12 protein-coding genes, 2 tRNA genes, 1 rRNA gene and 1 pseudogene are annotated in these 14,498 nt (G+C 54.5%); 7 read left to right on the forward strand and 9 right to left on the reverse strand.

Annotation, left to right across the window (positions count from 1 at the left end):
• Positions 1 to 28: 28 nt before the first annotated feature.
• From D3871_RS18200 to D3871_RS18215, 4 genes are all read right to left on the reverse strand, one after another.
• Complete coding sequence (locus tag D3871_RS18200) at positions 29 to 508, reverse strand: hypothetical protein (protein WP_119770509.1); 480 nt, start codon at positions 506 to 508, stop codon at positions 29 to 31.
• A gap of 96 nt (positions 509 to 604) precedes the next feature.
• Positions 605 to 3,880 (reverse strand): DUF748 domain-containing protein, encoded by a 3,276-nt coding sequence (locus D3871_RS18205; RefSeq protein WP_147376845.1) that lies wholly within the window; start codon positions 3,878 to 3,880, stop codon positions 605 to 607.
• 142 nt (positions 3,881 to 4,022) lie between these two features.
• Entirely contained in the window at positions 4,023 to 4,556 is a 534-nt protein-coding gene (locus tag D3871_RS18210) for a response regulator (RefSeq protein WP_119770511.1), read from the reverse strand.
• A 419-nt stretch (positions 4,557 to 4,975) separates the two neighbouring features.
• On the reverse strand, positions 4,976 to 5,425 hold the full coding sequence (locus D3871_RS18215; RefSeq protein WP_119770512.1) for a nuclear transport factor 2 family protein: 450 nt from the start codon (positions 5,423 to 5,425) through the stop codon (positions 4,976 to 4,978).
• Positions 5,426 to 5,763: 338 nt separating this feature from the next.
• On the opposite strand from D3871_RS18215, the gene D3871_RS30305 reads away from it, so the two are divergent.
• Positions 5,764 to 5,913 carry a hypothetical protein gene (locus tag D3871_RS30305; RefSeq protein WP_158597975.1) on the forward strand — a complete coding sequence of 50 codons (150 nt, stop codon included), beginning with the start codon at positions 5,764 to 5,766 and terminating at the stop codon, positions 5,911 to 5,913.
• 79 nt (positions 5,914 to 5,992) lie between these two features.
• Here D3871_RS30305 and D3871_RS18220 read toward each other — a convergent pair whose 3' ends face one another.
• Positions 5,993 to 7,042 carry a tyrosine-type recombinase/integrase gene (locus D3871_RS18220; RefSeq protein WP_158597976.1) on the reverse strand — a complete coding sequence of 350 codons (1,050 nt, stop codon included), beginning with the start codon at positions 7,040 to 7,042 and terminating at the stop codon, positions 5,993 to 5,995.
• A gap of 117 nt (positions 7,043 to 7,159) precedes the next feature.
• Here D3871_RS18220 and D3871_RS30920 point away from each other — a divergent pair.
• A pseudogene (locus tag D3871_RS30920) lies at positions 7,160 to 7,360 on the forward strand (LysR family transcriptional regulator); the annotation flags it as partial.
• Positions 7,361 to 7,416: 56 nt separating this feature from the next.
• On the opposite strand, the gene D3871_RS18230 reads toward D3871_RS30920, so the two are convergent.
• A complete protein-coding gene (locus tag D3871_RS18230; protein ID WP_119770514.1) occupies positions 7,417 to 7,779 on the reverse strand; it encodes a hypothetical protein in 363 nt (120 codons plus the stop codon).
• An 89-nt stretch (positions 7,780 to 7,868) separates the two neighbouring features.
• On the opposite strand from D3871_RS18230, the gene D3871_RS18235 reads away from it, so the two are divergent.
• Complete coding sequence (locus tag D3871_RS18235; RefSeq protein ID WP_119770515.1) at positions 7,869 to 8,147, forward strand: hypothetical protein; 279 nt, start codon at positions 7,869 to 7,871, stop codon at positions 8,145 to 8,147.
• An 87-nt stretch (positions 8,148 to 8,234) separates the two neighbouring features.
• Here D3871_RS18235 and glf read toward each other — a convergent pair whose 3' ends face one another.
• The gene (glf, locus tag D3871_RS18240) at positions 8,235 to 9,386 is read right to left on the reverse strand and encodes a UDP-galactopyranose mutase (RefSeq protein WP_119770516.1); all 1,152 of its coding nucleotides are present in this window, start codon (positions 9,384 to 9,386) and stop codon (positions 8,235 to 8,237) included.
• A 386-nt stretch (positions 9,387 to 9,772) separates the two neighbouring features.
• Between glf and D3871_RS18245 the strand changes: the two genes are divergently transcribed.
• On the forward strand, positions 9,773 to 9,982 hold the full coding sequence (locus D3871_RS18245; RefSeq protein WP_119770517.1) for a hypothetical protein: 210 nt from the start codon (positions 9,773 to 9,775) through the stop codon (positions 9,980 to 9,982).
• 563 nt (positions 9,983 to 10,545) lie between these two features.
• Here D3871_RS18245 and D3871_RS18250 read toward each other — a convergent pair.
• Both D3871_RS18250 and D3871_RS29950 read right to left on the reverse strand, forming a co-directional pair.
• A complete protein-coding gene (locus D3871_RS18250) occupies positions 10,546 to 11,676 on the reverse strand; it encodes an AI-2E family transporter (protein WP_233575709.1) in 1,131 nt (376 codons plus the stop codon).
• Between the two features lie 518 nt (positions 11,677 to 12,194).
• On the reverse strand, positions 12,195 to 12,503 hold the full coding sequence (locus D3871_RS29950) for a hypothetical protein (RefSeq protein WP_147376846.1): 309 nt from the start codon (positions 12,501 to 12,503) through the stop codon (positions 12,195 to 12,197).
• A gap of 125 nt (positions 12,504 to 12,628) precedes the next feature.
• Here D3871_RS29950 and D3871_RS18255 point away from each other — a divergent pair.
• The 3 genes from D3871_RS18255 to D3871_RS18265 all read left to right on the forward strand — a co-directional run bounded on the left by D3871_RS18255 (position 12,629) and on the right by D3871_RS18265 (position 14,451).
• Positions 12,629 to 14,159, forward strand: a 16S ribosomal RNA gene (locus D3871_RS18255).
• Positions 14,160 to 14,288: 129 nt separating this feature from the next.
• A tRNA-Ile gene (locus tag D3871_RS18260) sits at positions 14,289 to 14,365 on the forward strand.
• A gap of 10 nt (positions 14,366 to 14,375) precedes the next feature.
• Positions 14,376 to 14,451 (forward strand) — tRNA-Ala (locus D3871_RS18265).
• Positions 14,452 to 14,498: the final 47 nt, after the last annotated feature.

Consider the following 14,498-nt stretch of genomic DNA (forward strand, 5'->3'; position numbering starts at 1 on the left):
TTAGGAACGAGGACCCGATTGATGCGGATTAGTAACGATAGCGATTGTCGGGGCGATGATCGAAGCGATTGGGTACGCCGTCTCCATCCCTATCCCGGTCGGCATAATTCGGCACGCCGTCGCGATCCCGGTCGTGATGTCGGCCATGGTGATGACCATGACCATGACCATGCCGGTGGCGCCATCCGTGGCCCTGCTCAACAATGATCGGTCGCGGCTGCACAAACACTGGCTGCGGATGAACATAGATCGGCCTTGGCTGTACATAGACCGGCGCCGGCTGAACGTAAACGGGCCTTGGTTGTACATAGACCGGCGCCGGCTGAACGTAAACAGGCCTTGGCTGTACATAGACAGGACGCGGTTCGACATATACCGGCACCGGCTGTACATATGGTCCCGGTATATCGATGTTGATGCCGACGTCGACGCGCGCGATGGCCGCGGTCGACAACAACATCAGGACGGAGCCTGCAAGCATGCCGGCAACGCCAAAGTATTTGTTCATGGTGCCTCTCCTGGATTGATGGCTTCATTACATATCAACCGCATACAGATGGCCATAGAAAACGGGTAAGGAAAGTTACAAAATGTTTCAGGCGGCTCACCTGAGGGAAAAATCAGCTCGGCTGCCCTTGCGTTCGCCGCCGATTTTGGGCGCAACGATGAAAATGCGTTCGGCCGGAACCTGCCCGGTTTTCTGCAGCCAGTTCTTCGCCGCTTGCGCACGCTGGTTTCCAAGTGCAAGCAAGTCATCATTGTCGATTTCGGCATTCGCAATCATCAACTGTTCCATCTCTTCGGTGGACAGGCTTTTCGGCAAGCCGAGCACATTACGCGGTTTCGCAAAGTTTTCGTCGCGGTAAGCCCGTGTCAATAAATCGCGGTATTCGCCGGGCTGCACTACCACCGAGCCCGGATTCGCGGTCTCGCCGCGGGTAGCCAGATCGCGTGCTTTCAGTGAACGTACCTTGCGCTCGACGGAAACCTTTTTCAATGCAGGCGTGTCGCTGTCCGGATCGACGCGGCCTGCGATATCGAGCTTGAGGCCGGGACGCTCGTTCAAGGCTTTGGCAAGCGACTTCAGCTTTTCTTCGGCACTACCCGAAATAAGGGCACGGCCGGGCTCGAAATCCATAGCCGAAAGCTGCTCGCCGCCACCGAATGCCGCGCCCAGCAGTGCAAACGGCTGGGTGACTGCCTTCAGGATCACGTTTCCGATTACCTTGACGAGAATTGCACCGATCGAAAATTGCGGATCGTCCAGCGAACCGCCGATCGGGAGATTGACGTCGATCACCCCGTTGCGATCACGCAGCAAGGCCACCGCAAACTGCACCGGAAGCTTGGTCGCCGACGGGCTGTCGACCTTGTCGCCAAAGGTCAGCTGTTCCAGGATCAGCCGGTTATGCGCGGTAAGCTGGCGCGCTTCCACCTTGTAGGCAACTTCAAAAGACAGTTTGCCTTTCTCTATGCCATAGCCGATGTGGCGGCCGGAATAGGCGGACAGCGGCGCCAACTCCATGCCGCGCACATTGGCCTGGATATCCAGCAGCAGGTCGCCGCGCAAAGGATTGATGCGGCCGGTGACGGACAACGGCGCGTTGCTGACTTCTCCACGCAGATCAACCCTGGCGCCCGCGGCATTGTTCGACGACAGGTCCGTGACGGTGCCGCCCAGGCTTGACAGTGTGGCGGTGTAATTGGGCCTGATGAAGTTGTCGGTAAAGCGTACCCGGCCCCCCTGCAGCGTCAGCTTGCCAATCGCAATCGGCGGCGGAGCTGTCTTCGGCTTTTGGTCTGCCGTTTGGGCGGCCGTCGTGCCGGACACGGCTGGCTTGGTGGTACGGGACACCGTCAGGCTGGGCTGCGCCTCCGCGTCGCCGCGTACAATGTCCTGCAGATTGATCCGGCCGCTGGGATCGATAATGACACGCGCAAAGAAGTCGTTGAGGGCGACCTGGTTGGCCTTGAACGAAAATGGAGCGAGTTGCACATCCATGCCGCCGACGGCCAGCGATTTCCAGCGCAGGAATTCGTTTCCGCTCAACTTGTCGACGGTCGCCAGATTGGCGATCGTGGCATCGCCCTGATAGCCTCCGGCAAGTGCGCCATCCTTCCTGGTTGAAAGCTGCAATTTTCCGCTCGTCGTCAGATTCGCTCGCGTCAGACGTAGGTTGATCCGATCCGTAACATAGCGCTGAACCGGCAGCAGATCCACGGCTTTGAGATCGATCGCAAGCGTACTGACAAAAGGCATGAAGCCGATCTTCCCGCTGGCGCTGAGCTGTCCGCCCTTGTTCACTCCAGCCTTGACGTCGATTTGCGCCGGCGCCGCATCGGTTGCGGTCGAGATTCCTTGCAGCGAAAGCGCGAGCGGTGAAACGGAGGTCACCGCAGGTTCGGCATGATTGCGGTCTTCGAGGCGCGTCGACCAATTGTCGATCCTGACCCTGCCTATCGTCACCGCATAATTTTTCTCCGGCCGGGGTGTCGTTATGGTCAATGCCTTGTCTTCGGGCGTTCGCGCCGGATTCGCCTGAGCCGTCTGTGTTGTCGCGGCCGCCTTGGTCGCTTTGTCCAGCCGCATCAGAACATTTGCACTGTCCGATCTGACTTCAGCCACCGACACCAGCTTCTTTTCGGTGTCGATGCTCACTTTGCGTACACTCACGTTGAATTTGTCGACTTCGGCCTGCATCGGACGGGAAGGCTGTGCGTCGCTGTAGCGCAGGCTGACATCCTGGATATCGACTTCATCAATCGATACCTGTGTTCCCGCCTGCCGGGACGTTGCCTTGCGTGTCGAGGTTGCCGGTGACGCTGCGGCAGCCGGCATCAGGCGTTGCCAGCTTGCCTTGCCGTCCGGACCGCGTCGCGCTTCCGCTTGCGCGCCCCGCAGCGCGACGCGTGCAATGTCGAACCGATTGCCGAGGACGCTGGCATCGAGCAGGTCCACTTTCAACTCCTGCAGTTTCAGGACCGGCTTGCCGTCCGGTTCCGTGATCTGTAGCGACTTGAGTACAGTGCTGCCGTTTAGTACAAGCGCGGCCGGTTTGCCTTCGGGTTGCACGAAACTGGCGGATAGATTGACTTGCAACCTGGCGCTCGGTACCTTGATATTCGGTTTGACCGGTAGATATTCGATGAAGCGTGTCAGGTCCAGGTCATCCAGGCGCAAGTCGATAACAGCATCGCGCGGAATGGCGAAGGGTCGGGCCTTGCCCTCGATGCGCACGGGGGTATTGTTGATCGTGGCACTGATCAACGGTTCCACATGGATCTGTACATGCGAAGGCAAGGATGAAATAAATGGCACGCCCAGCTGCAAGTCGGCGACGACATGCTTGGCCTTTGCCGGCCGGTCCTCAAACTCGATGCGGCCGCGTTCGATACGGATGTTGTTGATCGCAAACCGGGCAGGTTCTTCCGAAGCCGGCTGCCTGGCAAGCGCTTCAAGAATGTCGTCGAAGTTATAACGGTGTGCGTCGGTGCGCGCCAGATGCACGGTGGGAGTCGATACCCGCAGTGTTTCGATGACCGGCGCCAGGTGCACCAGGGACTCGGAAGACAGGTTCAGATGGATGTCTTCTATGCTTGCAAATACGCTCTTGCCATCCTGCGCCATCAATTTCATGCCCTGCATGGCGATGGTCCACGCAAACGGATTCACCTTGACGGCATCAACCGTAGCAGTGCGTTGCAGTTTGTCGCTTGCCGCGTTCTCGATTTGGGATCGAATGATGTACGGAAGCACAAGAAAACCGAATACGCTATACAGCGAAAAAACGATAATGGCAGCGGCAAGGCCCAGGCGCACGCGGCGATGCGTGGCCAGCCAGGAGAATGGTCGGAACCGGGGAACAGGAATTTTCAGCATGATGTGCACAAGGATGTGCAATGGATTTTACCAGCGCGACGCTGCATCGCCGAATACAACCGATTTAACCGGCCAGCCGGACCGTACTGCATGAAAACCACTCAAGCATCGAGCCGGGAAGCCGGAGTCCGGACAGGCAGACTCATGGATGCCGATGCGTAAGCGCGCCAATATCTTTGAGCTTGTCGATGCTGACCGGTTTGACCCAATGCTGATCGAATCCCGCGTCGTTGGCCTTTTGTTTGTCTTCTTCATTGCCCCAGCCGGTCATGGCGACGAGCACCATGGCTTGCTGGTCGGCGTCGCCACGCATACGGCGCGCCACTTCATAACCGTCAATGTCGGGAAGGCTGATGTCCAGCAATACTACATCAGGCTTCAGGCGCGCGCGTTCGGCCAATGCTTTCGAACCTTCATGAGCGATAAAGACTTCATGCCCGAACAGGCGCAGCAATTCTGCGGTTGATTGCGCCGCATCCTCATTATCGTCTACCACAAGGACGCGACGTGATGCGGCTTGCAGCAAACGGGCGCCAACGGCGTCCCGGGTTGGTGAATTTGTGTCGGGTTTCCCCATAGATTCCGAGTCCTTGAGATGCAAGCCGGGTCCGCCGCTTTTGTCATGGTCGGCGGCCGGGTTTGCCAGCACGAACAGGTTGGATTTGGCTTTGAGCATGGCGAATAAATGGCTTCTCGTCTGTTTTACCTGATTGATTCGCTCGTGAATTGGGATTGCGCAAGCTTGTAGTGCACATGGCTCCGCAGTCAGACACTATAGAAAATCAGCTCGAAGGAACAGGACAGTATCCGATGCGCTTAGAGTCTGCAAGACGAAAAGTTTTTCCTGTATGCATTCGTTGCCGACGGCGTCGCATAAAGCGTAACACATGCGTAGCGTAGCGACAGAGCAGTGTTTTGTTTCAGGAGTTAACCAGCAATGGGTGTCGCAGTATCTGGCAGCACCTCACGGAGTTGGACATTATCCGCTGAAGCCGGACTTACACCGAGAGATAGCCATACGCCAGCCATGTTCGATATGAGGGCGGCGTTGCTCGCTGTAGTTCGTCTGCACTAGGCCATTCTGAAAACAGCCTGCTAATGGAAATCCAGCTCAAAATTGAAACCGCGGCTTTGGTCATGTTCAACATCGAGCTGATTTTGCTGTCCGGTGTACCCCGGCTTAAGACCTGCCTGTGCAGAATCATAAATGATGGTCAGTCTGGTGAACTTCGAATGATCGTCGGTCAATTCAAAAACGTCGACACCATCGAATTCGACCGTCCGGCCGTTTTTCATGATCCAGGTGTAATTGAAATGCAGGGCGATCGACGGCGTGTCGGTAAGAGCCTTGAATACATGCCTAATGCGTATGATGGACCGGCGTGTATCGGCGAACAGGATGCGGTAGTACGCATCGACAGTCATCTGTCCATACAGCGGCGATCGGACGACGGTGTCCGGCGTTGCAAACAAGGATAGCACTGCAGGCAAACTGCGGGCGTTAATGGCGGCGAGGTAGCGCCGGCATAGCGTTAGGTATTCCATGTTGAGCTCCCTGGGGCGGGCGATTTTATTTTTAAGCGACCAGTTCTGCGATGGCGCTTGCCCGTGTCTGCCCAGTATAGCTTTTTTGGCAAGTCTGTTTTATCCCATGGACATGAGAGACCGGCACAAAAACATGAATACCTGGCCCCGATTTGATCCAAATCAATCGTTATTAAAAGCAATTTTTTCCATAGAGCATCACATAGTAGTATTTCAGCGAATAACTTTATTCACTGTGAGTCATGCGGCCTTTTATCAAGCGCTGTCCTAGTCTGATCTGCGGGCGGCCGTTTCAAATAAACCGATTCAGCAAACGTCTTGATACGATGCAGGGCGGGGTGCTGACTTGTCCCCATTGTGGCTTTGTGATCCAGGGTGACGGCAATTCCATCTTTCTTGCCCATGCGTTATCGCTGCAGGAAGAAGCGGAATTCGAGGAGGAACAGGCGCGCATTCAACCCGACGTAGGCGATGTCAACAAGCGTTGACTGCACAACTGTTGAGACCGCCGTCTTTCGTTCTTCGGACAAGACTGCATGGACATGCGGGGTGTGGTGACGCGCGGTGTCATGCAACGTCTATCGGACGCGGCATGACACGGCGATAGCGTGCCATGCTGGACAGATCGAGCAAGCCGAGCCAGCGTGCCACTTCGGCTTCGGTTCTCCCTTTGGCAAGCTGGCGCAGGGCAAACGTGTGACGTAATTTAAAGACGCCACCGGAATCATTTCCCAGCCCGGCGCCTTCCAGCACTGTTTTGCAGGATTCATAGCACCCTGTGTGGGACCAGGTCTTGCCTCCCAAGGTCGATGGGAAAACCAACTCTCCCTTGATGTGATGGTTTTCGCGTACAGATAGCCATACTGCAAGCCGGCGGCCGGCCCATTCGGCGACAGGTGTTTCCCGAGCAGGCGCATTGCCGTTGCCGGGCAAGGCGAGTTTCCAGGGCAAGCCTGCCCTGCGTCCGCCCTCGATGGCAATGCCTTCAAGCGTCATCGCCCTGACGTCGCCGGGCGTAAGTCCCGCCCCAAGCATCAACCCCACCGCGGTGCGATCGCGCACTTCCTTCCAGGACATCGGTCCCTGAGGAGATTCCGCGTGCCTGATCTCGGTCAGGTAAGCGATCAGGCGCTTGGCCTGTGCGTCGGTGCAGAACTCGGGCAGTGGGTCGCGATGGCTGGCGTTGGCATACCGATACTCGCTGCGCTGAAGCAGTTCGGTTGCAGCACGATTGGGCGCGACACCTTCGCGCTCAGCATGAAAACGTGTGATGCGGTCGATCAACGTGAGCAGCCGCCAAGCATAGCGCGGGGAAAGGTCAGAGCCCTTGATGCACACGCGTGGCTTCGCGCTGGCCCTTCCACTCTCACGCAACATCAGAAAGGTCTGTATGTCGGCAGCTTCGATGGTCGTGACGTCGAGCTTGCGCTGGGCGCAATATGCGGCGAACGCGTGCCACATTTCCTGGTACACGATGGCCGACTCTTCCTTCAGCGGCCGTTCAGTCCGAAGCCGTGACGTTGACAGGGAGCGATAGTCTATCCAGGAGCGAAATAGTGCGCGCAAGCGCTCTTCGAGCAGAGCATTGTCGTCGGGTGGAAAAAGAGGGAGCGTCATGGCTGGAGGCCCGCGTACATTCCGAATAGCCATTGTGGCGCGGAATATCGGCTTGCACAAGGTATCCGAACTAACTGCGTGCTGTTAGCGGTGATAGGACGTGTGGGGCGATTAAGAATTACGGCGCAAATATCCGCTGGCCAAGGGACGGTTTTTCCTATTTTCCACCAGCGGCTATACAGTGGTTCCTACGTCGGTGTCATGCGCAGAGAGCATCCGTTGGCGGCAACCGAGCTCACGCTGGACGCATACTGCGAAGCCGAGCATGTACTGATGAGTTTTTCCGGAAGGGCGCATGGCCTAGTCGATGAGGCCTTATTTACCCAGGCGGGTCTATAGCTCGCGTTCCTTGAACACTGACGCCATGACATGCATCAGTGCCGGCGGTCGGCATCATGCTTTTCATCTCCTGCTGACTGTTGGTGTGTGTGCGCCGCATAATCCTCGTCGGTCAACGTGTACTCCTGCTCCGCTGCCGCTTGAGCGTCGTCAGGAAGCGATTCATGTTTGCGTGCACGCTCAAGCAGCACAGCAATGTTTGCCAATTTTCGTTCGACCGTACCGGTCAAATTGGCAACGGTAAGCCGGGGCGGGAGCATGAAGTCGCATTCTTTCGCCAATTGCACCAACCGGCCATGCTCGTCAAGCGGCTGATCTTGCGCACTCGACGTGCGATACAGTTCGTCCCGCAATTGTTCAAGTTTCGCGGAGATCTCTTCCAGTTTTGCTACTTGCATCGATATGCTCCTTCTGCATTCAGCATGACGGTCGTCACTTCAATGAGACCGCATGAGATACCGATTGTTTCTTTTACAGGCGACTCGCAATGAGCGCGATACAAAATGTCACAGTGCAAGCAATGGGTGAGTTCTATACTGCAATTTCTGTATCGAGGGAGAACGTCATGGAGAAGTGCCCGGTAATTTCACTGAATGCACGCATGCGTCAGAAAAGCGACGTTGCACAATCGTCATCGCTCTCCGCCATCCTGGCGGACGGCATCGCGGATCTGGTGCAGTCACAAACGCACGGGCGCATATATGCATTTAAAAAACCGGAAATGCCTGAAGTGCACATTGCAGCAGCGCCGAACGAAGAGCAGTAACAGACGCCTTCAATCCGCACTGTCGCCGGTGTATGGACGTTCGGGTACAGTGCAGGCGCATTGCATGCGCGCCCGGTCAAAAGGGTATTAACCCAAAGGATTGATTGTGAATGCCGGCATGCGCCCGTCGCTAGCTGCACGAGCAAGAAATTGTTCGGAGACGTCGAGCGCTTCTGCAATGGTGACATGCATGTCCAGATAGCGATAAGTGCCAAGGCGACCGACGAACGTGATATTTCGTTCTGCTTGTGCCAGTTCTATATATTGCTTTAATTGGGACTTGTCCTGCACCAGGCGTATCGGATAGTAAGGAGTATCGTTCTCTTCGCAAAACCGGCTGTACTCCTTGAAGATGACCGTTTTCTCATGCGTTTCCCAAGGCGAGAAATGTTTGTGCTCGGAGATGCGAGTCCACGGCACCTCGTTGTCACAATAATTGAGTACCGCATTTCCCTGATAATCGCCGTCATGCGTTTCGGCCTTGAAGTCCAGTGTGCGGTAGCCCAGCCGGCCCTGGCTATAGCGGAACCAGGCATCAATCGGTCCGCTATAAAAAACATGGTTGTACTCCCCAGCCGACTTACGGTCGAAGGTAGTACCTAAATGAAGCGCAATATTCGACTGATCCAGCATTTTTTCCACGATAAAGGTATAGCCGTTCCTCGGCATTCCCTGGTACATACTTGCGTAATAATTATCGTCGTAATTGAAGCGCACCGGCAGGCGCTTCAAAATGCTCGCGGGTAGTTCAGACGGATGCAGGCCCCATTGCTTGGTCGTATAGCCCTTGAAGAATGCTTCGTACAAGTCTTTGCCGACGAATCGTAAGGCCTGCTCTTCAAAAGTCTTTGGTTCGACTATGCTTTGGTCGCCAACGGAAGCAAGAAATGCTTCCGCTTCGCGTGGATTGAAAGTCCTTCCGAAGAACTGATTGATGGTGAGCAGGTTGATCGGCAAGGAAAAAACGCGTCCATTGGTAATTGCCTTGACGCGATTGGTGTAAGGAATGAACTCATCGAATTGCCGCACATAGTTCCACACCTTTTCATTGCTTGTATGAAAAATATGCGGACCATAGGTATGCACCATCACACCTGTGTCGACATCACGCCGTGAATGGCAATTGCCCGCGACATGAGGACGTGAATCAAAGACGTCAAGCTTATACCCGGCTTTTGCAAGCTGGTGTGCGATCACTGCACCGGAAAAACCGGCTCCGACAATTGCAATGTTTTTCAAACTCTTTCCCTTCATGAATCAATGAAGACATAGCTTGTCCCGGAATGGATGACAAGGCAGTGATGATTTGCACGTTGAAACTGACGCAGCTGATGTAAATGCTTAGTGGGCTGACACATCTCAAGACGCGGGTCTGTAGGCGGAGCGAAGGTGATTGCCGCGTTCTCAATACTCTCCGGGCACAAGCTCTCAATGAACCCGGTACAGTGCGCAAATCAAGTTACGCGTGACTATGGGCCGCGATCCAGACGCACTGATGTTCTATCAGTCAGACGAAATAATTTATCCGCAAGTCTACTCGGTACACTCAATGTTGCCTTGACGGATAGCAGTAAGCTATCGCTTCATACAGCCGGCATCAGGTTGGGGGATGCGCATGTAGGCGTATGCAAATCAACCGCGCTGTCGAAGAAGTGCTCGGCGAAGCAGCAGTCGAACTGCTGAACACGCTGGTTTCGCATGTTGTGGTGGCGAATCCAGATGACAAGGCGGGACTATTCTATTTACCGGTTGAACCCGACAATTGGAATTCCACGATGATGCTGATGCGGGAAATATTTGAAGCGGAAATCTTCGTATCAGGCCAGACTGAATAGCTGGGATTCCGTGTTTTTCAGGCAATCGGAGTCAAACAAGGTCAGTTGGCATACCAATTCACACCGACTTTCGCCCATGCACTGGGATGACTGCGCCTGGGTGTGAGCACAGCCAACCCGAAGAGACGTCTAATCAGCGTACATGTCGCTTGGCCCCCGAGGACGTCCGGACCGAGCCCATGCGGCCTGTTCCAGTTCATAGTCAGCAGCGCAATTGCTATCGCAAAACTTCTTCATTGGCGGCAGAACCTCGTCGCAGAACCAGCATGCTCCCTTCGCTGGCAAAGCTGGTTGTCGACGGCATGCCTCAATGGCAGCCAGGCGATCAATCTCTATCTTATCGTTTGCTACATCGGCTTCATCGCTTATGTCTTCCCCTTATAAAATAAATGCATCTAACCGAATACATCGGCTGTGATGCTAAAAATATAACGAAGGGATAGACTGCGGGAAATCGGAATTGGCTGGCTTTTATCGTAGGAAAATGCGCACTCAGACGAAAGTTTGAATTTGCGCAAGCGAATGATGCGGCTTGCCTTTTCGATTGTATGTACGCCGAGCAATCATGCTGCCCATTTGTCGTTCTCTACAGGCGCAGTCGGGTCGACAGCGCTGTTCTTGTTGCCGCTGCGCAGCCACCAAAACAGTACGGCCATCATGAACGGACCGACAAACAGGCCCAGCACACCCAATGTTGATACGCCACCTAGCAAACCGAACAATACGGCAAGAAACGGGAGGTCCACGCGTTGACCGATGAGTTTGGGACGTACGAATTTGTCGACCAGAAACAGTTCGAATGCGCCCCATGAGAACAGACCCAAGGCTGCGCCCGCATTCCCTTGCCCAAGCAGAAGCAAGGAAACCGCCGTAAACGACAGCGGCGCGCCTCCAGGAATAAGCGCAAGATACCCGGTGATGACGCCAAGCAGCGCAGGGGCAGGAGCACCAGCAATCGCATACGCAATGCCAAGTACTATCCCTTCCAATATCGCTACGGAGCAAAGTCCAAGTGCCGTGCCCCTGACCGAGAGCGGGAACAGGCGACGCAGCACGGCATAGTGCTGGGGAGCGATCCTTTCGCCGGCCCGATCGACATAGCGAATAACCGCAGGCCCTTCAACATAAAGAATAAATAGGGTTAGCAGTGCCAGGAAAAGGTAAAGCGCATTCGCCAGTATGCTTGGCCCGAGCGTACTGAGCGCGCTGCTCAGATGAGGGACAAGATCGCCTGCAGTGGTTTGAATCAGCGTGTTCAGTCCTCCAGGGACGGCAAGATTTTCTTCCCACCATTTCACGGCCGGCTTGGCAACCATTGGAAGTCGGGCAAACCATTCCGGAACCGGAACCCCAGTCTGATTTAATTGCCCCACTAGCCGTTCTACCGTTGAGAGTTCGCTGCTGAGGGTATTGAAAAGAAACACGGAAGGTGCGACAAAGCTGACGACAAGCGCCATGAGAATAAGCGCGGCGCTTGCGGTCCTCGACCATCCTCGATTCAATAGTTTTTCATGCAGGGGCCATGTAATTACTGCAAGCAAGCCTGCCCATGCGAGCGAACCAAGAAAATGTTTGAGCAGGAGGGCAAGCGCTGCTACAAAAAGAATGGGAAAAAGCAGAGAAAGATAAGACATTCGCCAATATTGTGAGAAACAAATACCGGAGTCAATCGATAATTGCGAAGATACCGTCAATGAGGCGGTAGCTTCCTACTGCTTGAAGAGTTCGGCCTTTTTGTGCGTTTGGCTCGGCGAGCGTTAAATGGCCTGGTGACACGAACCGGCAACCGTTAGTGCGAATTCCTCCTGACCCTGTCATCCTCTACCGTCTGTTGCCTAGGCTGCCGTTCATCCAATATATTCGTCGCACGGTATCGCTCAGGCAAGGTATCTGGCGCGACTGCGCCTATGTCACATTACTCCGAAAGTGCGTCTGCACCCTGCTTTCTCAAATTAAGCAATCTGCGTTCTTATACACATCGTAATAATTGCATCTATATTGGTCTCCACAAGCTCCTTCAGAAAACGTTGAAGATATTTGGCTCAGGCACTTGTGCACGAGCATTCGCTTTGCTATAGTTTGCCTCCCGCAAAACTGAAGCGCCGCTGCGAAGGCACGGTAAATCAGATAATGGGTGGAAATTACGCTAAGTAAGTGAAGGGATTTCCAGCAATGCTTTGCGTTGAATTTTGTAAAGATGCAGGTTCGGTTTTTATAAAAGAAACGATGAATTCAAAAGCGTTGCGGTTACGAAGTTGTTCTGATATAGTGCTGCTCCTCGTAACAACGCAACGCAGACAATTAGGTTGCGAAGCGTGTCTAAGATGTGGTTTCTTCGTACTGCCGCCAAACGGCGCAGCGTGACAGTAAAACTCTCTTGGTAATAAATTTTGCTAATGCCTACGAACACAACGATTCGTAAGGTGTAGCGATAGCGCGTTAGCGCAGTAAAAAGTTCTTTAACAACTAACAGCCGATAAGTGTGGGCGCTTGGTGGGGTGGGGTTGATGGTTTCGGCCATTGGCATTACACAAGTATCAAGTGCTCACGAAGAAATATAGGTAAGCATCGCAAGATGTTACTTGTCAGTATTTTGAGTGGGCGACGCCTCTTCGGAGGTTGCCAGCAATGGCACAAACAGAGATTGAACTGAAGAGTTTGATCCTGGCTCAGATTGAACGCTGGCGGCATGCCTTACACATGCAAGTCGAACGGCAGCGCGGGAGCAATCCTGGCGGCGAGTGGCGAACGGGTGAGTAATGTATCGGAACGTGCCCTAGAGTGGGGGATAACTAGTCGAAAGATTAGCTAATACCGCATACGATCTAAGGATGAAAGTGGGGGACCGCAAGGCCTCATGCTCGTGGAGCGGCCGATATCTGATTAGCTAGTTGGTAGGGTAAAAGCCTACCAAGGCGACGATCAGTAGCTGGTCTGAGAGGACGACCAGCCACACTGGGACTGAGACACGGCCCAGACTCCTACGGGAGGCAGCAGTGGGGAATTTTGGACAATGGGGGCAACCCTGATCCAGCAATGCCGCGTGAGTGAAGAAGGCCTTCGGGTTGTAAAGCTCTTTTGTCAGGGAAGAAACGGTCTGGGTGAATATCCTGGGCTAATGACGGTACCTGAAGAATAAGCACCGGCTAACTACGTGCCAGCAGCCGCGGTAATACGTAGGGTGCGAGCGTTAATCGGAATTACTGGGCGTAAAGCGTGCGCAGGCGGTTGTGCAAGACAGATGTGAAATCCCCGGGCTTAACCTGGGAATGGCATTTGTGACTGCACGGCTAGAGTGTGTCAGAGGGGGGTAGAATTCCACGTGTAGCAGTGAAATGCGTAGATATGTGGAGGAATACCGATGGCGAAGGCAGCCCCCTGGGATAACACTGACGCTCATGCACGAAAGCGTGGGGAGCAAACAGGATTAGATACCCTGGTAGTCCACGCCCTAAACGATGTCAACTAGTTGTCGGGGATTAATTTCCTTGGTAACGCAGCTAACGCGTGAAGTTGACCGCCTGGGGAGTACGGTCGCAAGATTAAAACTCAAAGGAATTGACGGGGACCCGCACAAGCGGTGGATGATGTGGATTAATTCGATGCAACGCGAAAAACCTTACCTACCCTTGACATGGTCGGAATCCTGGAGAGATCTGGGAGTGCTCGAAAGAGAACCGGCGCACAGGTGCTGCATGGCTGTCGTCAGCTCGTGTCGTGAGATGTTGGGTTAAGTCCCGCAACGAGCGCAACCCTTGTCATTAGTTGCTACGAAAGGGCACTCTAATGAGACTGCCGGTGACAAACCGGAGGAAGGTGGGGATGACGTCAAGTCCTCATGGCCCTTATGGGTAGGGCTTCACACGTCATACAATGGTACATACAGAGGGCTGCCAACCCGCGAGGGGGAGCTAATCCCAGAAAGTGTATCGTAGTCCGGATTGTAGTCTGCAACTCGACTGCATGAAGTTGGAATCGCTAGTAATCGCGGATCAGCATGTCGCGGTGAATACGTTCCCGGGTCTTGTACACACCGCCCGTCACACCATGGGAGCGGGTTTTACCAGAAGTAGGTAGCCTAACCGCAAGGAGGGCGCTTACCACGGTAGGATTCGTGACTGGGGTGAAGTCGTAACAAGGTAGCCGTATCGGAAGGTGCGGCTGGATCACCTCCTTTCTAGAGTAAAGCCATCGCGTCAAGCGTTCACACTTATCGGTATGTTGGTAGAGACAGCAAGAACAGTGTAAGTCGGCAGTCGGCACGCAATACAGTCTGCCGGGGGTTTGGCTAGGTACTGATCCGAACGGGTCTGTAGCTCAGTTGGTTAGAGCACCGTGTTGATAACGCGGGGGTCGTTGGTTCGAGCCCAACCAGACCCACCATCAAAGTTTCGGGGGTTTAGCTCAGCTGGGAGAGCACCTGCTTTGCAAGCAGGGGGTCGTCGGTTCGATCCCGTCAACCTCCACCACTTCTTTGAGACATCAAACCTAAGTCGGGGCGCCGTGGGGCGCGGGC

This window comes from Noviherbaspirillum saxi, from assembly GCF_003591035.1.
In the GTDB taxonomy this organism is placed as follows: Bacteria; Pseudomonadota; Gammaproteobacteria; order Burkholderiales; family Burkholderiaceae_D; genus Noviherbaspirillum; species Noviherbaspirillum saxi.

Coding starts and splice junctions, on each gene's coding strand:
- D3871_RS18210 (WP_119770511.1), bottom strand. CDS start 4,556: ATGCTCAAAGCCAAATCCAACCTGTTCGTGCTGGCAAACCCGGCCGCC.
- D3871_RS18230 (WP_119770514.1), bottom strand. CDS start 7,779: ATGCAAGTAGCAAAACTGGAAGAGATCTCCGCGAAACTTGAACAATTG.
- D3871_RS18235 (WP_119770515.1), top strand. CDS start 7,869: ATGAGCGCGATACAAAATGTCACAGTGCAAGCAATGGGTGAGTTCTAT.
- D3871_RS18215 (WP_119770512.1), bottom strand. CDS start 5,425: ATGGAATACCTAACGCTATGCCGGCGCTACCTCGCCGCCATTAACGCC.
- D3871_RS29950 (WP_147376846.1), bottom strand. CDS start 12,503: ATGGCCGAAACCATCAACCCCACCCCACCAAGCGCCCACACTTATCGG.
- D3871_RS18245 (WP_119770517.1), top strand. CDS start 9,773: ATGCAAATCAACCGCGCTGTCGAAGAAGTGCTCGGCGAAGCAGCAGTC.
- D3871_RS18220 (WP_158597976.1), bottom strand. CDS start 7,042: ATGACGCTCCCTCTTTTTCCACCCGACGACAATGCTCTGCTCGAAGAG.
- D3871_RS18200 (WP_119770509.1), bottom strand. CDS start 508: ATGAACAAATACTTTGGCGTTGCCGGCATGCTTGCAGGCTCCGTCCTG.
- D3871_RS18205 (WP_147376845.1), bottom strand. CDS start 3,880: ATGCTGAAAATTCCTGTTCCCCGGTTCCGACCATTCTCCTGGCTGGCC.